We start from the raw sequence: 21,639 nt of genomic DNA on the forward strand, positions 1-21,639 counted from the left end.
AGATACTATCAATTTATTCACATTCTTCTTAATCAACTAATCTCTCTATTCTTACTAATATGGACAATCCAACTGAAAATGTTGCAATTCCAACCACTATAGCAGTAAGCATTAAGACGTGAGGTATAGGATTGGTATATAAGTGAAAATTTGAAGTCAATATAGGAGGTAAAGAATTTTTTACATACCCTAAAGATATGTAAAACAACAAAACAGATGATTGTAAGACACTTAATCCCATCATTTTTTTGATTAAGTTTTTATCATTTACAATGATATAGAAACCTAGCACCATTAATATAGTAATGCCTACATAATTATATAGAGTCATTGTTTTTTCTTGCGAGCAAAATTTATATATATGATTAACATGGAAGAAGAGACGGTAAGCAATACACCCAGCTCCACTAAGAAAATACCCAATTTTTGACCTGTTCTACTATCAGCTGACAATATACTATAGGATAAAAAATTTTGGCCAAATAAAACTGTTATAATACCAGCTCCTCCATAGGTTAAAATACCTAGTACGTTAGTAAATTTGATAATAGAGTAAGGTATTGCTTTTAAAGTTGTAGGTATATCAAATAACATAGAATATAATATTATCCCAGAAGCAATAATTATTCCCGCCTGAAAACCTCCACCTGGAGTATAGTCACCATGAAACTGTATGTATAAACCAAAAAAAATGATAAAAGGTATCATCAAAAATGTTACTGCACTTAATACCGGATCTTTAATCACTTTCTTTCTCTTCTAATATTAACATTATACAAAGTGCAGCAGTAAAAACTACTATAGTTTCTCCAAATGTGTCATAGCCACGAAAGCTTGCTAAAACAGCTGTCACTATATTAGGAATACCAATAGCTTTTTCAGTATTTTCTACATAATAAGGAGCAACGTGCAAGTGAACTGGAGCATTATGACTGCCAAAATCTGGTAATTGAATCATAAAGTATGATAAACATGCAGTCAAAAATAACATAAAAAAAAGTGTTGTGGGGCTATGAGATAAATTTGCTTTGTAATTCTTTACCAAAGAGAGTGCTGCAAACGTAAAGACTGTGCTCAATCCTGCACCAACAGAAGCTTCAGTAATTGCAACATCTGGCGCATTCATAATCAAGTACATAAGTGCAATAAGTGAACTAAATACACACATTAGAACAGCACTTACAACCAAATGTTTCGAAAGAACTATAAAAACTGTAACCGTGAGTAACAGCAAAAGTAATATTAGATTCAGTATTTCTAGCATCTTAACCTTCTTTAATAGTCTTTACTTTTATAATAAGTTCTCTAATTGCATAAAAGTCAACAATAATTTTTTGTATCATGAAAAATATTTTTTGATGTAAAATTCAGCTCTAATACAACCTTTTATTTATTATTGTATTATCTTATTCAATCAAAAGAGGTTTTATTGGCAATAAAAACATCAACACTAATTTCCAATTAATCTCTTTTAAACTATGTAGCCAATGAATATGTGGATAAATACGTCCACACAAACTTAAAGTATTTATCCACATATTCATTAAGCTTATAAAAACTAAGGTATCATTCTTTTCCTCTATAGTCTTAATGATTTTACATAAGTTAAAAGTAGCATGCTTCCATTGTTCTCTCCGCGGTCTAATATGGCTAATTCATATTGTAGCCAAGCCGCACTATACTTGTTAGGCGGAAGTGGACGGCAACATGTACGCCACGAAGTCTATGCTTCAACTTATCCTCTTGCTTATCCCTTCCATCGGCATTGCTATCTTTACTTTCAGTAAAATTATTGTTTTATACTTCTTTAGTGTTTATTGATAGCAAAACTCTTTTCTATCGATTAGCATCTTATGCATAATCACGGCTAATTTTCTTGCTACTGCAACAATTGCTTTTTTCATGCCCTTTTTCTTTTTAAGCTTCAATCCCCAGCTTCTTAATTTAAATGTCCTTTTACATTTTACCAGTAAGACCTGCGCGGCTTCATATAACATATTCCTACAGTCCACTGGTCCCATTTTTGATATACTTCCGTGTCGATCAATCTCACCAGAAGCGTACTGTCTTGGACTTAATCCCATATAGGCTCCAACTGTATAAGATGTTTCAAACCTATGCAGATCATCTATTGCAGCTTTATATGTCATTGCTACTATAATACCAACTCCTGGAACAGTAGTTAATAATTTACAATCCTCATCTTTTTTGCTTTGTTCTGAGAGCATTTTATCAAGTTTTCTTATTGATTCTTCTATTATTTCTAAACTATGTACTAATGATTCAATTGAGGTTTGGCTAATTTCATCTAGATTATTAACCATTTCTTGCACTTTTAAAGCAAAGTTTGCAGAACTAAGACGTTGATTAACTTTTATCCCGTATATTTTCAGTAATCCCCTTATTGTTCCCGCAATTTGCTCTCTGCAACGTATTAATTGTCTTCTGCTTCCAAGTATTATTTTAACCTGACAAGCTTCGTCTGATTTTACTAATACCTCCTTAAATAGCCCAACTCTCATCATTTGTGCTATGCCTCTTGCATCATTTTTATCATTCTTATTGATTCTCGCAGATAATGCTGCTGCCATATGCCTTGCATCTACACAAGTTACTGGTAATCCAAGATTCCTCAACTCTTTGCACATCGATATTGATAATTGCCCGCTTTCTATTCCTATGGACTCGTATTTTTTGTTTTGACCAAGCAGAAACTCAGCTATTGCACTGCTTTCACTTGCAACAACCCCTTCTTTAACAATTTTTCCTTTCTCATCAATGATACTAATAAAAGTTTCTTTGAGTGAGACATCTAACCCGCTATAATGTTTCATGAGACTACTCCTACTGTAAAAGTTTAAATTATTCTTGAAGAACTAATTCATTGAATTTGTTACTTCGTGCTAAAATAATGGAGTATGTCTCTCCATCATTCAATAGCAATTACAGTATGTACGCGCTAAAATATAACTGTTAGTTGAATTGGCTATCCATATTATAAAAATCAATAATATAACTTTAATAGTATTGATTGAAAATTCATTTTGCCAAGCAAAACCAATCAACAACAACATTGCGCCACTAGAATCTGCAATACCTGCAGCATGTAGTCTAGTATAGAAATCAGGAAATACTACTACTCCTACGCTTGAAATGACTATTAAACAAACACCTAAAAATATGAGAATGGATGCTACCATAAATTATCAAAACAACATTAATCTCATTAGCGCTATAGTTGATATAAAGCTGATGCTAGCATATAGTAATGCTATATCAATTAAAAAAAAATCATTCAGAACAATCGATATTGCTGTTATGAGTAAAACTAATTGTGTTGATAAATTATTGAATGCTAAAATCTTATTGTAAACGTCACTTGACCTAAATACTATACAACATAACATTACACTCATACAGAACAAAAGCACATAGATAGCAATACTAATCATTTATAAACTATTATAACCTCTGTAGATTTCTAAATCGGTACTTCTTCACCACTATCTTGATCATCTATTTCATCATCGTGGCTTTCTTGACTTACATCCAGACTTGTGTTAAGTTGATGATCAGAAAAATTTAACAAATTTGCTAGCTTACTTGGACTATTAATATAAGTATTATCTGTGTTTCCTTTCATGTGCTCCTTGCACCTTTTCACCAAAAGGTTAAACAACTCATGAGTATTCACCTTCTTTTCTGCTATTTCATATAAAGAAACTATCGTATCCTTATGATCTTTAAACTTAACCATTTCAACGGGATCGCTTGCCCCTGTACTCAAATCATGCGTTCTTTGACTTGCTAGCAGAACCAATTTAAAACGGTTGTGTACCTGTTCTACACACTTTTCTACAATAGACTCAACCATAAAATACCACCTTGATAAGCTTTATACTATATCACAAAAAATAAGATGTCAACTTCAGATCTATTGAGATCCAATTCTACATTCTACTTTTTCTTCTTTAGCTTTTACTGATTGATTTTCTGTTATTGTAATTGTTATCTCATGATCAAGCTTTTTCAAAAAACCTAACAGTCTCTCTAAAGAAAAACCACTTATCTTACCACTTTTAATTTGTGACACCTTTGGTTGATCAATACCAAGTTTCTCAGCCGCACAAGCTTGAGTCCAAGTATTTTTTCCTATAATTTTACTTATTATGCTCAGCAATTTTTTTTTTATTGCTTCACTATCCAGATTGTTTAATGATATTGTTTCCATAATTTTTACTCTCACATACCAACTAGCTTTATTAAATATTATATCATAATATTTAATATACCAATATATTAATAGTATATAACTTGTCAATAACTATCTGATACTCAAAATTTTAAATTGACTATAATTTTTATCAAAATACTAGTAATTTCAAACTATTATTTTGTAAAAAACTTACTATTAAAGAGAATAAGTTGAAATTGCAAAGTTTAAAATACAGAAATAATCATTTTACAAACTCGTTTTAGAGACTGTACATGATCTCAAGAAAGGAATAAACCGGAGATAGAGTATGTAAATTATGAAAACAGAGCAAGATGAGTAGGAGAAAAACTGAGTAGAGTTCTGTAGAAAGAAACAAAATCAAGAAGATTTAGGATATATTTTACATAGTGTTACAGGTCCTAAAAAGTGGCTTCAGTGAATCAACAATGTTTTCAAAATGGCAAGATTATTTTAATAAATGAAGTAAAAAACATAGCGGAAGTAAAGAAAGTTTTTTGAAATATATATAAAAAAGTAATTGCAAAGAAACAAATAAAAGGATGTAACTGTAGAAATCTTTGCCGTATTGTCAAAAGGTAAGTCTCTAATACTCTTATAGAAAAGTGTAGACAATTGTGATAAGCAAAATTCAATACTAGCTTACAAATCGTCTTCTTGCTTCCACCGCTTTGCTTCTAAAAAGATTATGAATAGACCCTTATATCCGAAATTTATACCTCTATATTTTAATATAGGGATTCATTTCAATTTTTAAAGTTTCTATTTAATAAGAATGCTATATCATATTCGTAATTTAATTTAAATATCTGTTGCTTCTGAAATACTATTTGGTTAGTAAATAAAATCATGTCTAATACAGAAAAAATGAAAAAGGATGTTGCTGTAATTATGGGAAGCGAGTCGGATTATGGCACTATGGTGCATGCTATTAACCTATTAAAAGAATTGGAAATTTCACATGATGTATTTATAATATCCGCACACAGAACACCAGAGAGACTCTTTAATTTTACTAAGTCTGCTCAAGAAAAAGGCTTTAAGGTTATTATAGCTGGTGCAGGAGGAGCGGCTCATTTACCTGGTATGACTGCATCGCTTACTTATTTACCTGTTATCGGTATTCCTGTGCATAGCAAGCAATTAAATGGGCTAGATAGTCTATTATCTATAGTGCAGATGCCAAAAGGTGTTCCAGTTGCAACAATGTCTATAGGAGAGAGTGGAGCATGCAATGCCGCTATTACTGCTGCATCTATATTGTCGATTTCTAATAGTGAAATTGCAGATAGATTAAAAAAATGGAGAGAGGGGCAAACTAAAGCAGTAAAAGAAAAACCAACATTATAATGGCAATAGTTCTTTTAGATACAAAAACCATAAATCGTATAGCAGCAGGAGAGGTAATAGAAAGGCCTGCAAGTGTGGTAAAGGAATTAGTGGAAAATGCAATAGATGCCAGAAGCTCAGAGATAGAAATTAAGATAGAAAGTGGTGGGCGTAACCTCATTACTGTAATCGATGATGGTAGCGGAGTAAAAAAGGATGATTTAGAACTTGCGTTTATGCGCCATGCTACTTCAAAATTGAGTGACAGTGAATTGATAGAGATCAAGCATCTTGGCTTTAGAGGAGAAGCTTTGCCTTCAATTGCAGCAGTAAGCAGAATAAAATTATCATCTAAGGCAAGCAAAGCAGATCAAGCATGGTCTATAAGGTATGAGGGGGGAGAAAAAATAGGAGAGCTTGTTCCTTATCCTTTATCGATAGGAACATATATTGAAGTACGAGATTTATTTTTTGCCACACCAAATAGACTAAAATTTCTCAAAACCGAAAGGGCAGAAACACAAAGCATTGTTGATATTGTAAACAACTTAGCAATGATCAATTATGGAATTGAGTTTACTCTTATCTCCGATAATAAGAAGCTTCTTAAGTATGCTAAGCAGAACTCATTATTTAGCAGGCTATGCGAAGTAGAAGAAGAATTTCATGAAAACTCTTTGCAAATTAGTGAAGAAGAAGATGGCATTAGACTTACAGGATACATCTGTAAACCTACTGTCAATCGTAGCAATTCAACTCAGATCTATACATTTGTTAATGGTAGACCAATTAAAGATAATCTACTTATTGGTGCAATTCGTTATGCGTATCACGACCTTATTCCAAGCAATAGATATCCTTTTGCAGCGCTGCACTTAGAGATACCGTATGATCAAGTTGATGTAAATGTGCATCCAAATAAATCAGAGGTAAGGTTTCAGAACAAGAGGCTAATATATGAAATAGTGAGAAGAGGGCTAATAAAAGTGCTATCAAAGAGAATAGATCTTGCAGAAACTGTATTGGCCCAGAATGGAACAACAACGAATCATCTATCATCAGATCCTTTTAGTAGGTCTAGTCTTAAAAATGAATTTTATGGAAGAAGGTCGGATCCTTTTGAAAACCAGTTAATGAGAGAGTTTATTTCTCCAAATATAGAGACAAAAAGCTTATCAGAACATTCAAAATCGTTTGATTATACTGGTATGCAAAAATCTCCTCCACGAGCAGAAACTACAATTTTGGAAAGGAAACAAACCGATCTAATAAGGGATTATCCACTTGGGTTTGCACACTGTCAAATCTACAATACTTATATTATTGCCGAGGTAAGAGACAAACTAATTATAGTAGATCAGCATGCAGCCCATGAAAGACTAGTATACGAGTGCTTAAAGGAGAAATCAAGTATAAAAAGACAAAAACTTCTTTTGCCTGAAATGGTTGAAATCAAAAATCAAGCTGGAATGGAGATGATTAAAACTTATAAAGATAAACTTTTTGAGATGGGTTTTGAGATTGAAATTAAATCAGAAAATAAGATCATAGTAAAAGAAGTGCCTGCAATCTTAGGAACAGTAGACACAAAGAGAATGCTCATTGATATAGTGGATAGACTAACAGAAATAGAAGATATATTACCTATAGAGGATAAGGTGAATAAAATACTAGCCACAATTGCTTGTTATGGATCAATAAGAGCAGGCAGAAAGATGAAATTGGAGGAGATGAATGAATTATTGAGGCAAATGGAAAAGACACCTTATTCTGGACAATGTAATCACGGAAGGCCAACCTATATAGAAATGAAATTAAGCGATATTGAAAAGTTATTTGAGCGAAGGTGAGAAGTTATCACAAATATGTATAGATTATACAACCCTAGTTTCGTCATCTCAAAACTCAGATACACAATTGTTTGAACATTGCAATTTGCAGGTAATTTGCATAGTAGATAATGTCATTCCATCACTTGACAATGATTTATTACGCAGCTACTTGATTAAAATTAAGTTTCCTAAATCCCAGGCATTGTCTTTTATGTTAATAATTAATATACAACTAAAAATACTTATCAAAAACGACAATAAAGAATTCAAAAAAAGCCAGAAATTCTGTAGAATTGACCATATCATATAGAGAAAAAGGAAGTGTATGATCACATCCTTCACTCCGATCATTAATCTGCAAACAAAATAGTTTTGCATTTTTTGATAAGATTAAGTAATATCAGCGTATTAGTTATACAATTAATAATTTTTATGGATGAGCGTAATCCTTGGAATCTTGGAAAGAAACCGTCAGGTTCAAGTAATGAAGATATTTTAAGTAAAGCTGTGTCTGATATAAGATGCTTTTTTAATGGCTTAACCAGAAATAGAGGGAAAAAACCTTATTTCATCATTTTTATTGTTTTGTTGTTTTATTTTTGTACTGGTTTCTATATTGTCCATCCGAGTGAGGAAGGTATAGAACTTACTTTTGGCAAATATTCCAATACAGAAACATCTGGTTTGCGTTATCACTTTCCCTACCCTATTGGTAAGGTTTTTAAAGTGAATGTTAAAGAAGTAAATCGTGAAGAAATTGGGATAAGCAGCTCTTATGGGCGAGATACAGATCGTGGTGAAGGAGTGATGCTTACCGGAGATGAGAATATAGTCAACGTTAACTTTGAGGTCCAGTGGCGAGTTAGAGATGCCAAAGATTATTTATTCAAAGTGCGGGATTATAAACCTGGTTTCAGCGTTAAAAATGCTGCTGAAAGTGCTATGAGAGAAATAATAGGTAAAAATACGATCTCTTTTGCACTCGAAGGTCAAGGTAGGGCTGAAATCTCCAGAGATACTAGAATTTTATTGCAACAGATTCTTGATGGATATCAAATGGGTATAGAAATTTTATCTGTTCAAATGAAAAAAATTGACCCACCAGAAAAAGTGATTAGCTCATTTAGGGATGTACAAAGTGCTCGTGCAGATAAGGAGCGTACTATAAACGAAGCATATGCTTACAGTAATGATATTATACCTCGTGCAAAAGGTGAAGCAATAAAGATAAAATTAGATGCAGAAGCATATGAGAACGAAATAATAAATGAAGCGAAAGGTAATGCAAATCGCTTTTTATCTCTTTATGAAGAATATAGACAAAATCCTTCTCTTGTTAAGAATCGTATTTATCTTGAAACTATGGAAAATATTTTTAGCAAGGTAGATAAATTTGTTATAACAGACGATCTGAAAGGTATGTTCTCTTATTTACCTCTTACAAATCTAGGAAAATAGTCATGAGTAGTAATATTAAAATTGTTTTTGCTTTTGTATTTGTTGCATTATTGATTGCATTATCTAATTCAATCTTTGTTGTTCAAGAAACAAAACAAGCAATAGTTATACAACTCGGTAAAGTCGTAAAAGATGTTAGGGACAGTGGTTTATATTTTAAATTGCCATTTATAAATAACGTAGAATTTCTTGATAAGAGAATTTTAGATCTAAGTCCTGATAAAACTCCAAGGGAAGTGATAACTGCAGATCAAAAGCGTATTATAGTAGATGCTTATGCAAAATATAAAATAATAGATCCTATCACTTTTTATCAGACTGTGAAAAATGAATCAGGGCTAGTTAGAAGATTATATCCTGTCATAGAAGCTCACATAAGGGAGAATATAGGAAGATTTTCATTAATTAGTTTATTGAATGAAAAGAGATCAGAAGTTATGCAATTAATTCAACGTGGAGTTTATTCTGAAGCTGGAAAATTTGGCATAGAGATAATAGATGTAAGAATTAAGAGAGCAGATCTACCAGAAGAAAATAGTTCTGCAATATTCCGCCGCATGCAAACTGAAAGAGAAAAGGAAGCAAAAGAAATTAGAGCAGAAGGAGAACAAGCTGGACAAGAAATTAGATCAAAAGCTGATAAATTAAAAAGGGGAATTGTCTCTAGTGCAGTAAAAGAATCACATGAAATAAGAGGCCGTGGTTATGCTGAAGCAACTAGAATCTATAATGAGGCATTCAAGGTTGATGAAGAGTTTTTTAACTTTTATCGCTCTATGAAAGCTTACAGTAAATCATTTGCTGAGGGTAATACTAAATTTGTGCTTTCACCAAATAATAATTTCTTAGATATTTTGAACAAGGGATGGAAATAGTTTATGAAAAGTAAAGCATTTATTTTATCTATATTTGCATATTTTTTAATTTCATTTTCTTCATATGCTAATCTGTTTGCAAAAACAGTTGCAGATCCTGTATGTAGTTGTAATAAAGGGCTTGCTGATATAGTGGAAGAACTTATTCCTGCAGTTGTAAATATTTCAAGTGAACAAATAATTAAACAAGAAAATAACAATAGAACTAAAATCCCTTTTACGCCAAGAAATAATTTCTTTGATGACTTTAGAGAATTTTTCGAGCATTTTGATCAATTTTTCGATAGAGCTCCTAGCATTAATAGAGAAGTGACGTTACTTGGGTCTGGATTTATTATAGATAAAAGTGGAACCATAGTAACCAACTATCACGTTATTAAAAATGCCCAAGATATTACAGTTACTATGAACGATAATACTTATTTCAAAGCAGAAGTTTTAGGCTATGATGCAAAAACTGATCTTGCTGTGCTTAAGATTAATTCTGATAAAGATCTTCCTTTTGTTGAATTTGGTAATTCTGATAAAGCAAGAGTTGGTGATACAGTTATTGCAATAGGCAACCCTTTTGGTTTAGGTGGCTCTGTAAGTACAGGAATTGTGTCTGCAAGATCTAGAGACATTAGTATTGGTACTATGAATGAATTTATTCAAACTGATGCTGCAATTAATAGAGGTAACTCAGGGGGACCACTATTTCATCTAAATGGAAAAGTTATAGGCATTAATACTGCTATTTATTCCCCATCTGAATCTGGCGGTAACGTGGGTATAGGCTTTGCTATACCATCTAATCTAGCTATTTCAATTATTGACACATTAAAAAGTGGTAAAAAAATAAAACATGGTTGGCTTGGCGTGCAAGTTCAGCCTATAACAAAAGAATTTGCTGAATCCTTGGGTTTAAAAGATATCAAAGGTGCATTAGTTGCAAGCGTAGTAAAGGGCAGTCCTGCAGAGAAAGGAGGAATCAAAGTAGGTGATATACTATTAGAGTTTGACGGCAAAAAAATTGATAGAATGACGCAATTACCTCATATGGTTTCACGAACTGAGCCCGGAAAGAAAGTACAGGTTAAGTTACTTAGAAAAGGTAAAGAAGTCAATATCAAGGTTGCAATCGAGGAATCTACAAATGATGATTCAGGTAATAATCAAGAAGAAAATAAATCAACATCTAGTTATATAAGTGGTTTAACCGTTTCAAATTTGCCAAAAGAACTAAAAAACAATGCACCCACAAAGGGTGTAGTAGTTACTAGTGTAGATAGTAGTAGTAATTCTACACTACGTGTTATTAAGAAAGGTGATATAATTATTCAACTAGATGGAATCGATATTGAAAATACTAATGATTTTCAAAAACAAATTGATTCAGCAGTAAAAAAAGACGGCAAAGATTCAGTAATGCTGCTTATTTACCGCAACGGCAATCAATTTTTCACCTCAATCAAATTGAAGAAGTAGCTATTTATCTAGCTGGTCATGAAAAAATTGCTTGACAAATTTAACTAGCTTCTTTATCCTGAGGGTAAGGGTGTTTCTGTAGATTAATAAAATTTGTCCCTATACTGAAAACCTTTCCAACGAGGTTATGGAAGAACTAGATTTCAGTATCAAGCACTGGAACGATATCATCCATAAGATGAAAGAGCTGGAGTGGTAAGAAGTTCGATAATACAAAGCATTTTTATGCTCAGTTGTAAAAAAACAACTTTCTTTCACAAGTTAATTTATAACTAAATTAGTGTAAAATATAATTATATTTACTGATCATCAGTATTAATCAATAATTAATACCCATAAATTAATTATATCTAATCGCAAAGGGAGGTGGAGATGCGTTTTAAACTAGAAAAGGAAGATATTCCACAAAAAGATTGTAATAATAGAACTGGTCGTAGGATACCTGCACAAATAAGATTAAATAACAAAACAACATTTAGCCTGCCTAGTGTATCTTACATTATCATCGACAACAATATTGGCCTGAGTTTTCAAATTTGGGATTTGAAGCATGACGTGGCAAGTATACTAAACAACTTATCTGAATGGCCACAATTAAAGCTAGAAAGGGTAGGAAATGATTACAAATTCGCTTTAGTTACTACCTCTGATCAACCTTATTATTATTACTATGATGGCAAAGATACTATGATAGATACTATTTATCATATGCCTTATGGTTACACAAATGGTTTACATGTTAACACATATAATCATGAAAGCTGTAGTACTTATTATGAACTGCTAGAAAACAGGAAGGTTTTAATAGATCCAAAAGACATAATTAGTAGCGAAAATGTTAGTCTTATTTTGGAAGATCTTAAAAGTTCACCTGATAGAAGACTCAAAATAAAAATAGGAGACTATTTGTTTAAAGAATCAAGAAATATATACAAATTATATAGGAGCGCTCAGGTATATAATCAGGTATATAATTTAACTGGTGGAAAAGTTGGCATATTGAATAATATCCTTTCAGCATTTACTCGTATAAGCAATACATTCCAGTTATTCCCTTTTCATGAAATGGAGAGCTTGAAAGCACAAGATACCTATTTCGCAGTAAAAAAGTTAGGCAATAGTTATGTTGGTTGCATATCGTATGAAAATAGCACATGCAAAAATTTTTATAATTTTAACCCTAATTCTTTTGGGTATGAGCACGACAATAGACCAGGTCCATATCCTTATTATTATAACTTAGAAAATTTTGATAACTTTTTGGAGGTTGATGTGAATATTCAAGAACATATAAATTTAGAAACAGAAATTGAACTTTTAAAACGCAGAATAGACAGATTAGAACGTACTGGTGTACAAGGTCCTAAAGGTGAGCCAGGTGAAAGGGGACAAAAAGGTGATAGAGGCTTCGATGGAGCGCCTGGTCCTCAAGGTAACAAGGGGGATACTGGATCGTCAGGTGCGCATGGATCAAAAGGTGATCAAGGACCTAAAGGAGAAAAAGGGAATCAAGGCACTAATGGAATAACTCCAAGTATTAGTCAAGTTGTTACCGAATTTTCTTCTAACAGAGCCCATCTATATCCTTTAGCAGCAGCTATAATGGAAGAAGATCAGAGTAATTCCATGGGATTTTCAGAAAGAATAGCACATCTTTTTGGTGAGCGTGTAAAGCGAGAAGATTCTTTAAAAGCGTTAGTTAAAGGCGTACAAGGTCCTCCAGGCCAAAAGGGCGAACCAGGTCGTAACGGTCAACGGGGGTTAAAGGGCGAACAAGGTCCCAAAGGTAATAAGGGTGACCGAGGTTTTCCTGGTCCAGAAGGTTCTAAAGGAAATACTGGCTCAAAAGGTGAGAAGGGAGATGCCTCAAGTGCTATAGAAATTGCAACTGAATTAGTTACCAGTAAAAAAGCTGAGCTAGGAGAAGCAGTTCTTAACGCAAATGGTATCAAAGGTGAAAATCTTGCAACTCAGATTGCCGGTAAAATTAATCTTAATTCGCAGGAACTTGTGAATAAAATTGATGTAGCAAAACTTACTGAAGGAGTAGTAAGTAAACTTTCTTTAGAGGAAGCAAAAAACATTATAAAAGATACTGTGAGTAAGATAACAAGCGATGCCACAAAGAAAAATAATCCCGATCCTATAGCCTTCCAAAAATATGAAAAATTTGCAGAAAAGCTTGCTAAACTACTTGTTGATAGAAGCAGTATGAGCGAGATAGAAGCTCACAATCTTATAAAAGGTAAGGTGAGCGATTGGGCACTTGCTAAGTATCTTCTGCTTCATAGTGATTTAAATAATCAGCCAAAGGCTCTAGAAATCGTGAAGCAAGAAATAGACAAGGAAAAATTAGTTGAGTATTTGCTTGAGTATGCCAAATTAAAAGGCGATGTGAATGCAGCAAAAACAATAGTTGAAAATATTGTTCATCAGTTCTTTGACACTCAAAAAGTAGGTGAATTAGGAAGAGCAGTACTAGAAGCAAAAGATGATCAAGATAAAAAAGTGCTGGTAAATGATCCAGTCTTACGTGAAGGAATAGCAGAAGAATTGAGACAAAATCCAGGAAAGATAAAAGGTCCCAAAGGAGATACTGGTTCTAAAGGTGATAAAGGAGATACCGGAACAGATGGATTGCCAGGTGCACAAGGTCCTAAGGGAGAGCCAGGCATAAAAGGTGAGCCAGGTATAAATGGAACAAAGGGAGATATTGGTCCTAAAGGATTAGACGGAGCCATGGGAATAAAAGGTGATATGGGTGAGAAAGGAAAGATAGGTTCTAAAGGTGACAAAGGAGATACTGGGTCTAAAGGTGATAAAGGTAGAGATGCAAGTCCTGAAGAAGTTGCACAAAAATTAATTAATAATGGCACTATTGCTAATCAGGTGCTTGAATATCGTGACCAAGGCGGAGATTTAGTATTAGAGAAGCAAGTTGCAGGAAGAATTATTAGTAATCAAGATATTCAAACAGGAATAGCCATTGCATTAGCTGATAACAGAATGGAAGAGCTAGCAGATGTGTTACTAAGTGATTCTAATCATACATTAGTAGAAAACCTTGCAAATAATACCGAGCTAACACAAAGCATTGCAGAAGAACTAAGGAAAAATCCAGGAGAAGTCCAAGGTCCAAAGGGAGAAAAAGGAGATATAGGTCCTAAAGGATTAGACGGAGCCATGGGAATAAAAGGTGATATGGGTGAGAAAGGAGAGATAGGTTCCAAAGGTGACAAAGGAAAACCAGGCACGAATGGGTTGCAAGGTCCAGAAGGTCCTAAGGGAGAGCCAGGTATGAGGGGCTTCAATGGTACACAAGGTCTTACAGGCAACAAGGGTGAGCCCGGTATAGAAGGATTAAAAGGAGATATAGGACCTCAAGGTATAAAAGGTGAGCCAGGTATAAATGGAACAAAGGGAGATATAGGTCCTAAAGGATTAGACGGAGCCATGGGAATAAAAGGTGATATGGGTGAGAAAGGAGAACCAGGTGCAAATGGATTGCAAGGTCCAGAAGGTCCTAAGGGAGAGCCAGGTATGAGGGGCTTCAATGGTACGCAAGGTCTTACAGGTAACAAGGGTGAGCCGGGTATAGAAGGATTAAAAGGAGATATAGGACCTCAAGGTATAAAAGGTGAGCCAGGTATAAATGGAACAAAGGGAGATATAGGTCCTAAAGGATTAGACGGAGCCATGGGAATAAAAGGTGATATGGGTGAGAAAGGAGAACCAGGTGCAAATGGATTGCAAGGTCCAGAAGGTCCTAAGGGAGAGCCAGGTATGAGGGGCTTCAATGGTACACAAGGTCTTACAGGTAACAAGGGTGAGCCGGGTATAGAAGGATTAAAAGGAGATATAGGACCTCAAGGTATAAAAGGTGAGCCAGGTATAAATGGAACAAAGGGAGATATTGGTCCTAAAGGATTAGACGGAGCCATGGGAATAAAAGGTGATATGGGTGAGAAAGGAGAGATAGGTTCTAAAGGTGACAAAGGAGAACCAGGTGCGAATGGGTTGCAAGGACCTAAGGGAGAGATAGGTTTGCAAGGACCTAAAGGTCAAGTTGGTAGATCTGGTCTTAAGGGTATGCCAGGTCCACAAGGTCCAAAAGGAGATACCGGAGCTCCAGGTGCGAATGGATTGCCAGGTTCCAAGGGAGAAGATGGAATAGGTGCTACATTAGCTGATCAGTTTTTACGTGAGATAAGAAAAGCAAAAAATGAAACTCTGGATGCTAAAAAAGCAGCAGAGGCAGCTAAAAATGCTTCAGAAGGTTTTGCCAAACAAGCTAAAGATACGGAAGATAAGGTTAAAATACTACACAATCAAACAGTGAATCTTACAGGAGAAGCTGAAGATTCTGCTGATCAAGCACTTCAATCCGCAGAAAATGCGGAAGCATTGCATAGTAGCGTAAGAGATATGTTTTGTACAACAAATCCTGCAGATCAAGTTTGTAGTGCACGCAGAAGAAGGAGGGAAACTAAAAAATCATCAGTGACAAGCGGAGCAAGCAGACCAACTTCATTTATATCTCAAGTAATAAATTTCTTTTACCCTGCGGTAGGACAGGACAAATATAAAGTAAAAAATGAAATAGAGGAGCTTAATCGAGTGACAAAAATAATAGATGCAGTAGATATTGTAAAAAAATTTGAAGAAGTATTAGGAGAAACAGCTGTGAAATGCGGCATTTCAAAGAAAAGTCTAAATTTTAATCCAGTAGAACTGCAGTCAACCATTATCAATAAGTCATTACTTAATGATGAAAATCATAATGAGTTGTTGAAGTTCTTGTGTGTAGCTGCGAAAAAATCATTACCTGATTACAAACAAACTAGTAAATGTTTGGCTACTTTCAAAGATCATATGGAAAAAAGATTAAATGAGCAGCAAAGAGCTTTCGTTAATACTGAAAAAATAGTGGCAGATAATGAGCAGCCAAGGAGTTTTATGAGTTATGTCTCTCCTCCTAGTAGCCTAAGTGCCATTAATCAGCAAGTTGTTGGTTATTTAAGGTAATATCATGGAAAAACATATATTTAAAATAGAGGATAAAAATCCGCTCTATAAAAAATTGATTAAACTTCCTGCTGAATATTATATATTAAACAAAAATAGTAAGGTTATCAATTCACATATTGGTACAATTAAAGTAGAGGATATTAATGGTTTGAAGTTAAAGAAGCAGGGAGATAAAATATCTTTATATGAAGGAAACTTACCCCTGCAGGCAGAAAGATCTGATGAAAGTGGAAACTCTATTAAAGAGGATCTTATTGTAGAACAAGAAGCTATAATAAGTACAAATAGAAACAATATTATAGAAAAGCTTGAATCAAAACCTATCTTGATTTCGCTTTACAACATAAAAGATAGTCCTAACTTTGGCCTCAAATTGTCTGGTAGAGATATAACTGGAGTACTCAATTTTATCAATTTTAACGATGAAAATGACCCAGTACTACAAAAAATTCAAGAAGAAAAAGGTGGACTTTATTTTACAATAGAAGGTGATTATATCTATATATCAGATGAAGAAGGAAAATGTCTTCCAGTATGTGAAGATGGTAGTTGCTATAAGTATCAATACACAAAAAATGAGCATGATATATTAGAAATTAGTGAGATATCAACAATAATAAAAAACTTAACTAAAACTGAGCAATGCAGTGCACCAGCTAAGGCAGGGCAGAATTTTACTTTGCAAAAGGGAAAAGAATTATCGGATAATATCTATCAAGCAGATATCATGTTAAACGGTAAGCTTGTAGCTACTTTACCAAAAATAGGTTACTGCATGCTTGATGACCAATTGGTCATACATAATCACGTTACAGAAGAAGAGATAAAAATTCCTAGAAACTTTCATTATCTTAAAGTCGTTAAGTCTAGTAATAATGATGATTATAAATTAACATTTTGTAATTTCTTAGGTAATGAGTTTTTTGAACATAAAAAGTATGATTCTCAATACTCAAATGTTCCAGATGAATACCAGTATACAAGTTTAAACTATATGAAAAAGGGATATAAGCCAAATTTCTGCAAGTTGCTTAACGATAAACCATCTTTTTTTATTGCAAAAGGAACTACTAATCAAGATTCTTCAGGCCACTGCCCAGCTGATGTATTTGAATTAACAAAAAGTGAGAAAATGGCTACATTAATTGATCAATTTGGCTTTTTCAATAAAGAGGGTAAGTTTCAATATTGTGATTACCATACAAAAGCAGATTACGATGTTTATGATTCTTATAAAATTAATAAAGAGTACAAAACAACAGATGAATTTCTCTTCAATGATGACATAGTTCTTTATACTATTCCAGAGCTATCTTAACCACGCACAAAGTATATTATAATTGTTTCAATAATTGTTTTTAAAATTGAATCGAGTAGACTTTCAAGCAGTGTAAAAATGTATTTTTTTAGTTTAGATTCGCTACCATTTTGCCGCTCGTTAGTAACGCAGTGGTTTTGTAATAGAACACAAGCTGCAAAAACTTAAGGAAAAAATGGGTCAGTGCTTGACACTGGCATCTAGTTCTTTCTATCAAAAATGCTGTAAAGTGTTCACCAATTTAGTTGGATACCAGTACTGGTATGATATTATGAAGACCTAGCAGTTTATGACGGTGTCATTCCAGCGCGTGGCGCTGGAATCTAGTTCTTATTACCTGAGTCTTCTGGGTCCCAGTACTCGTATGACAAGAAAAGGGAGTATTGGTTTCAGCATTAGCCATGCATCTGGATCCCAGTATCAAGTACTGGGATGACAAGAGAAAGAGGACACTGGGATGAAATTATGAAGGCCGGGATAAACACTATGAGGACTGGAATGACATTATGAAGGCCTAGCAGTTTATGACGGTGTCATTCCAGTGTGGAATCCAGCTTTTTTGTAACTTCATTGAAAATATCGTATAGCTATTTGTTCACAATTAATTCTTCTGGATCCCAGTACTCGGATGACAAGAAAAGAAACACTGGTTTCAATATTTGCATGCATCTGAACAGATACAGATGGCTAAAATGTTGAAAAAAGCATATGCGTCAAAAGTTTAAAGCTCGCTACCCTAGACTTCTTTGACTTGTTAAGAAAGGTCTTTTTTCCCCAGATTCTATTGTCACATGCTGAAATGACATCTCTTGCTTCTTCATGTAATTATGCAAAAAGTCCTTTGAATTTTTACAGCTTGAAAAATCTTTATAAAATTTACTTTCTTTAAATGCTTTAACTTTCTCTTCATTATTTAATGAGCCACGTTTAGAAAAATATTCATCTGTAATGTGAATATATAAACTAATCAACTCAGGAAAAGTGTAATCAGTTTTGTTGGAAGACTTTAAACACGTAATTGGCAATTTATGTATATCTTTATCAGCTTTTTTAGAATCAATACATTTATCATTCTTTCTTAATGTTGTATGCTGCTTGAAAAATTCTTCATATTCCTCAAATCCTTCAAATACTTCTTTTTTTTGGTAATCTTTTCTTCTACCGCTTTGATCTATTTTTTCTATTTCTGTTGCAAGTTGCGCTGGCTGTTTTATCGTTTTATCTCCCTCTCGATTAAAGTACATTGTATAAGGAGTAATTGAATTTACGATTTTATATGTCTTCCAGTGGCAGCCAAAAATCTTCAGTACCAATCTGATTATCGGAGCAAGAAAAATTTTTAACTTTGCCATAAAACCAAAGTAATAAAGAGACGCTTGTTTAAGTGAACTAGCGGCATTGCTAACGATACATCTTAAATGTATATCCTTACCCTTAAAATTTTTATGAACCTCTGCAGCCACATGTCCACCTAGGCAGTCTCCAAACAATATGATATCATCTGGCTTTATACCTTTTTCCAATAAGTTAGTTACAACTGCTATACCAGATTTAACTCTATTGCTACGTATCAATGAACTGTTTTTACTTAAACCAAGTCCAGGATAATTAAAAAGATGTACAGTTATCCCTTGCTCTGTGGCCCAATTCCAATTTTGGGAATAATCTTTACCAGGGCTTAACGCTCTATTTCCACCAATAAAGTATATCAGATGTTTTTCACCTCGATTATTGTTTTGATTTTTACCAAGAAGCGTAATTGTCTCTATTTTTATCCCGTTTTGAGTTTTTATAAATTCTCTCTCAGTTTGCTCTCTTGTTTCTTTCATATTTTAACTCTCACTATAATTATACAAAAAAATCTTAAAAAATCAACAAAATCTCAATTTTATGAACAATATAAACTTTTTAAAATTCATTGAATTATGCTTTCAAACGGTAGTACCGGGGTGTGAGTATAATGATTATCAATATATAAAAGTCATAGCGGATAGGCTTGAAGCGGCAAGTTCAGGTGAAGTGAAAAGAATAATATTCAATATGCCTCCGCGTTCAATGAAGTCTATTTGTGTAAGTGTTGCATGGCCCGCATGGATACTCGGAAATCAGCCAACTGCAAGAATAATAGTTGCAAGTTATTCTCGGCTCCTCAGCGAAAAGCACTCACTCGATACCAGGTGCATAATGCAATCTGATTGGTATAGAGAGCTATTTCCGAAAGTAGAATTATGCAAAGATCAAAACACTAAATATAAATTTCAAACAGTGCAAAGAGGATGTAGGATTGCAACATCAGTTGGGGGAACATTAACCGGTGAAGGTGGAGATTTCATTATCGTGGATGATCCACTAAGTCCCGCACAAGCTTTGAGCGAAACATTTAGAAAGCGTGCTGCAAACTGGTTTGATCAGGCTTTAGTAACCAGGCTCAACGACAGAAAAAAAGGAGTTATCGTTCTTGTGATGCACAGACTCCATTTAGAAGATTTAACTGGTCACCTCCTCTGTAAACCAAGAAACATATGGCATCATGTCTGTTTACCAATAATAGCTGAAGATAAGGAGATTATTTATTCAGTTAATAATCATATTCCAGAGCATGAACAGGAAATATACTCAAGAAAAGAAGGTCAATTGTTGTATTCCCTAACTGAAGGAAAAGAAGAAATTGAGATGATAAAAGCTGAACTTGGGAGTTATGGTTTTGCTGCTCAATACCAACAAAACCCTCTACCACTTTCAAGTGCTATAATTAAACGAGAGTGGTTGAAGCGCTATAAAAATTTTCCTGATAGCCTCTTGCATGTAACACAAAGTTGGGATACTGCAATTTCAACAAACAATACAAGTGACTTTAGTGTCTGCACTACCTGGACAAAAGTAGATAATACATTCTATTTACTCGATGTATATCGCGCAAAACTTGAATATCCAAAACTTAAAGAGAAAGTTCTGTCGCTGGCTGCAAGGTGGAAGCCACACGCAATTTTAATCGAAGCAAAAGCAAGCGGTCAGCAATTGGTTCAGGAGCTCAGGAAAAACAGTGATTTACCTATTATTCAAATAGTACCACATGATGACAAATTAACTCGATTTCACCGAATTGTCCCAATTATAGAATCTGAGCGGGTTTTTCTCCCTAACCAAGCAGTATGGCTTAGCGACTTTGAGTATGAGATTTTAATGTTTCCAGAAATCCGTCACGACGATCAAGTAGACAGTACCGTGCAATATCTTCAGTGGGTGAGAAATAATATTGCTAGAGTGGTAGCTATACGTTCATTGTAGCTTGAAAAGGTTCCTCGGAATTGTGTATAATTTTTTTAACTGAGTTTTATCCATTTTCTGAATGATATTTTAGGGTTTATTGAAATAAATACTACGCAAAAATTCTATCTCTGGGTGCTTAGATGAATATCTTTATATTAGACGAAAATCCTGTAACTGCAGCACAAATGTTATGCGATAAGCACATAGTAAAAATGCCGCTAGAAACTGCTCAATTGCTTAGCAGTGTTTTTTCAATAGCATTAAAAGAGCCAAATCCTTTAGTCAGCATTACAAACCAGAATATAGAAGTTCCATATAAACTTACTCACAAAAACCATCCTTGTTCTTTATGGGCTAGACAATCAAAAGGAAACTTTGATTGGTTAATAAAACATGGAAAAGAATTGTGTATAGAATATAGCTTGCGATACAAAAGAACGCATAAATCCGAAGAAGTTATAGATTGGTGCGATAATAACAAGGATTTGCTAATATTTCGATCAGCTGATATACAAGCTTTTACACAAGCGTTACCTGATCGATATAAATGTAATAACCCAATAGAAGCATATAGAGAATATTACCTAAAAGAAAAGATGAGATTTGCTAAGTGGGAAAAAGGTAGAGAAGCACCAGATTGGTTGCTAGACAAAATGCTATAGGTTATAAAATTATCCAAACCGATCATAAAAAAGGTAGAATTGAAGTTGCAAAAGCAATGCTGGCTGATAATGTTGATGTTTATCAAGTTTATTGATCTTTCTATTTGTGAGATTAAAGAATTCAGTAAACTGTTATTCCCAGTATATGGTAGGCTACTTGCACTAT

18 protein-coding genes are annotated in these 21,639 nt (G+C 33.9%); 9 read left to right on the forward strand and 9 right to left on the reverse strand.

From position 1 onward, the window contains the following. Nucleotides 1–28: 28 nt before the first annotated feature. The 8 genes from MJ631_RS04765 to MJ631_RS04795 all read right to left on the reverse strand — a co-directional run bounded on the left by MJ631_RS04765 (nucleotide 29) and on the right by MJ631_RS04795 (nucleotide 4,231). Nucleotides 29–331: a cation:proton antiporter subunit C gene (locus tag MJ631_RS04765; protein WP_012481982.1), complete on the reverse strand. Its 303-nt coding sequence runs from the start codon at nucleotides 329–331 to the stop codon at nucleotides 29–31. Continuing rightward, nucleotides 328–747, reverse strand: coding sequence for a Na(+)/H(+) antiporter subunit B (locus MJ631_RS04770; RefSeq protein ID WP_007302439.1), 420 nt, complete (start codon nucleotides 745–747; stop codon nucleotides 328–330). The genes MJ631_RS04765 and MJ631_RS04770 overlap by 4 nt, the downstream gene beginning before the upstream one ends. Then, the gene (locus MJ631_RS04775; RefSeq protein WP_010404272.1) at nucleotides 740–1,264 is read right to left on the reverse strand and encodes a DUF4040 domain-containing protein; all 525 of its coding nucleotides are present in this window, start codon (nucleotides 1,262–1,264) and stop codon (nucleotides 740–742) included. Before MJ631_RS04775 ends, MJ631_RS04770 begins: the two co-directional genes overlap by 8 nt. Nucleotides 1,265–1,814: 550 nt before the next feature. Further along, nucleotides 1,815–2,834 carry an IS110 family RNA-guided transposase gene (locus tag MJ631_RS04780; protein ID WP_214303242.1) on the reverse strand — a complete coding sequence of 340 codons (1,020 nt, stop codon included), beginning with the start codon at nucleotides 2,832–2,834 and terminating at the stop codon, nucleotides 1,815–1,817. 99 nt (nucleotides 2,835–2,933) lie between these two features. Then, entirely contained in the window at nucleotides 2,934–3,200 is a 267-nt protein-coding gene (locus MJ631_RS08035; protein ID WP_263858687.1) for a monovalent cation/H(+) antiporter subunit G, read from the reverse strand. A gap of 6 nt (nucleotides 3,201–3,206) precedes the next feature. Further along, entirely contained in the window at nucleotides 3,207–3,452 is a 246-nt protein-coding gene (locus MJ631_RS08040; RefSeq protein WP_012481980.1) for a monovalent cation/H+ antiporter complex subunit F, read from the reverse strand. A gap of 29 nt (nucleotides 3,453–3,481) precedes the next feature. After that, nucleotides 3,482–3,874, reverse strand: a complete 393-nt coding sequence (gene rpoZ / locus MJ631_RS04790) for a DNA-directed RNA polymerase subunit omega (protein WP_007302435.1) — start codon at nucleotides 3,872–3,874, stop codon at nucleotides 3,482–3,484. A 60-nt stretch (nucleotides 3,875–3,934) separates the two neighbouring features. Then, the gene (locus MJ631_RS04795) at nucleotides 3,935–4,231 is read right to left on the reverse strand and encodes a helix-turn-helix domain-containing protein (protein WP_007302434.1); all 297 of its coding nucleotides are present in this window, start codon (nucleotides 4,229–4,231) and stop codon (nucleotides 3,935–3,937) included. A gap of 852 nt (nucleotides 4,232–5,083) precedes the next feature. On the opposite strand from MJ631_RS04795, the gene purE reads away from it, so the two are divergent. From purE to MJ631_RS04830, 7 genes are all read left to right on the forward strand, one after another. Then, nucleotides 5,084–5,584 (forward strand): 5-(carboxyamino)imidazole ribonucleotide mutase, encoded by a 501-nt coding sequence (gene purE / locus MJ631_RS04800; protein WP_007302433.1) that lies wholly within the window; start codon nucleotides 5,084–5,086, stop codon nucleotides 5,582–5,584. Next, nucleotides 5,584–7,413, forward strand: coding sequence for a DNA mismatch repair endonuclease MutL (gene mutL / locus MJ631_RS04805; RefSeq protein WP_214303481.1), 1,830 nt, complete (start codon nucleotides 5,584–5,586; stop codon nucleotides 7,411–7,413). The genes purE and mutL overlap by 1 nt, the downstream gene beginning before the upstream one ends. A 414-nt stretch (nucleotides 7,414–7,827) precedes the next feature. Continuing rightward, nucleotides 7,828–8,853: an FtsH protease activity modulator HflK gene (hflK, locus tag MJ631_RS04810; RefSeq protein WP_019236880.1), complete on the forward strand. Its 1,026-nt coding sequence runs from the start codon at nucleotides 7,828–7,830 to the stop codon at nucleotides 8,851–8,853. A 2-nt stretch (nucleotides 8,854–8,855) separates the two neighbouring features. After that, nucleotides 8,856–9,728, forward strand: a complete 873-nt coding sequence (hflC, locus tag MJ631_RS04815; protein WP_007302430.1) for a protease modulator HflC — start codon at nucleotides 8,856–8,858, stop codon at nucleotides 9,726–9,728. Nucleotides 9,729–9,731: 3 nt separating this feature from the next. Then, the gene (locus tag MJ631_RS04820) at nucleotides 9,732–11,195 is read left to right on the forward strand and encodes a DegQ family serine endoprotease (RefSeq protein ID WP_096560650.1); all 1,464 of its coding nucleotides are present in this window, start codon (nucleotides 9,732–9,734) and stop codon (nucleotides 11,193–11,195) included. A 372-nt stretch (nucleotides 11,196–11,567) separates the two neighbouring features. Then, complete coding sequence (locus MJ631_RS04825) at nucleotides 11,568–16,220, forward strand: collagen-like protein (protein ID WP_262986217.1); 4,653 nt, start codon at nucleotides 11,568–11,570, stop codon at nucleotides 16,218–16,220. A 4-nt stretch (nucleotides 16,221–16,224) separates the two neighbouring features. After that, nucleotides 16,225–17,541, forward strand: a complete 1,317-nt coding sequence (locus tag MJ631_RS04830; protein WP_262986218.1) for a hypothetical protein — start codon at nucleotides 16,225–16,227, stop codon at nucleotides 17,539–17,541. 731 nt (nucleotides 17,542–18,272) lie between these two features. Here MJ631_RS04830 and MJ631_RS04835 read toward each other — a convergent pair. After that, nucleotides 18,273–19,370, reverse strand: coding sequence for an alpha/beta hydrolase family protein (locus MJ631_RS04835; protein WP_262986219.1), 1,098 nt, complete (start codon nucleotides 19,368–19,370; stop codon nucleotides 18,273–18,275). A 61-nt stretch (nucleotides 19,371–19,431) separates the two neighbouring features. Between MJ631_RS04835 and terL the strand changes: the two genes are divergently transcribed. Together terL and MJ631_RS04845 are read left to right on the forward strand one after the other, a co-directional pair. After that, entirely contained in the window at nucleotides 19,432–20,829 is a 1,398-nt protein-coding gene (gene terL / locus MJ631_RS04840; protein ID WP_012481978.1) for a phage terminase large subunit, read from the forward strand. Between the two features lie 122 nt (nucleotides 20,830–20,951). Then, the gene (locus tag MJ631_RS04845; protein WP_007302421.1) at nucleotides 20,952–21,473 is read left to right on the forward strand and encodes a pyrimidine dimer DNA glycosylase/endonuclease V; all 522 of its coding nucleotides are present in this window, start codon (nucleotides 20,952–20,954) and stop codon (nucleotides 21,471–21,473) included. The last annotated feature ends 166 nt before the right edge of the window (nucleotides 21,474–21,639 follow it).

It is taken from the genome of Wolbachia endosymbiont of Oryzaephilus surinamensis, from assembly GCF_025617515.1.
Classification (GTDB): domain Bacteria; phylum Pseudomonadota; class Alphaproteobacteria; order Rickettsiales; family Anaplasmataceae; genus Wolbachia.

What these genes read in the sequence shown, in the direction of transcription:
- MJ631_RS04835 (WP_262986219.1), bottom strand. Translation starts at nt 19,370, where the DNA reads ATGAAAGAAACAAGAGAGCAAACTGAGAGAGAATTTATAAAAACTCAA.
- MJ631_RS04820 (WP_096560650.1), top strand. Translation starts at nt 9,732, where the DNA reads ATGAAAAGTAAAGCATTTATTTTATCTATATTTGCATATTTTTTAATT.
- purE (WP_007302433.1), top strand. Translation starts at nt 5,084, where the DNA reads ATGTCTAATACAGAAAAAATGAAAAAGGATGTTGCTGTAATTATGGGA.
- MJ631_RS04795 (WP_007302434.1), bottom strand. Translation starts at nt 4,231, where the DNA reads ATGGAAACAATATCATTAAACAATCTGGATAGTGAAGCAATAAAAAAA.
- rpoZ (WP_007302435.1), bottom strand. Translation starts at nt 3,874, where the DNA reads ATGGTTGAGTCTATTGTAGAAAAGTGTGTAGAACAGGTACACAACCGT.
- MJ631_RS08040 (WP_012481980.1), bottom strand. Translation starts at nt 3,452, where the DNA reads ATGATTAGTATTGCTATCTATGTGCTTTTGTTCTGTATGAGTGTAATG.
- hflK (WP_019236880.1), top strand. Translation starts at nt 7,828, where the DNA reads ATGGATGAGCGTAATCCTTGGAATCTTGGAAAGAAACCGTCAGGTTCA.
- MJ631_RS04780 (WP_214303242.1), bottom strand. Translation starts at nt 2,834, where the DNA reads ATGAAACATTATAGCGGGTTAGATGTCTCACTCAAAGAAACTTTTATT.
- MJ631_RS08035 (WP_263858687.1), bottom strand. Translation starts at nt 3,200, where the DNA reads ATGGTAGCATCCATTCTCATATTTTTAGGTGTTTGTTTAATAGTCATT.
- MJ631_RS04765 (WP_012481982.1), bottom strand. Translation starts at nt 331, where the DNA reads ATGACTCTATATAATTATGTAGGCATTACTATATTAATGGTGCTAGGT.
- mutL (WP_214303481.1), top strand. Translation starts at nt 5,584, where the DNA reads ATGGCAATAGTTCTTTTAGATACAAAAACCATAAATCGTATAGCAGCA.
- terL (WP_012481978.1), top strand. Translation starts at nt 19,432, where the DNA reads ATGAACAATATAAACTTTTTAAAATTCATTGAATTATGCTTTCAAACG.
- hflC (WP_007302430.1), top strand. Translation starts at nt 8,856, where the DNA reads ATGAGTAGTAATATTAAAATTGTTTTTGCTTTTGTATTTGTTGCATTA.
- MJ631_RS04825 (WP_262986217.1), top strand. Translation starts at nt 11,568, where the DNA reads ATGCGTTTTAAACTAGAAAAGGAAGATATTCCACAAAAAGATTGTAAT.
- MJ631_RS04830 (WP_262986218.1), top strand. Translation starts at nt 16,225, where the DNA reads ATGGAAAAACATATATTTAAAATAGAGGATAAAAATCCGCTCTATAAA.
- MJ631_RS04845 (WP_007302421.1), top strand. Translation starts at nt 20,952, where the DNA reads ATGAATATCTTTATATTAGACGAAAATCCTGTAACTGCAGCACAAATG.
- MJ631_RS04775 (WP_010404272.1), bottom strand. Translation starts at nt 1,264, where the DNA reads ATGCTAGAAATACTGAATCTAATATTACTTTTGCTGTTACTCACGGTT.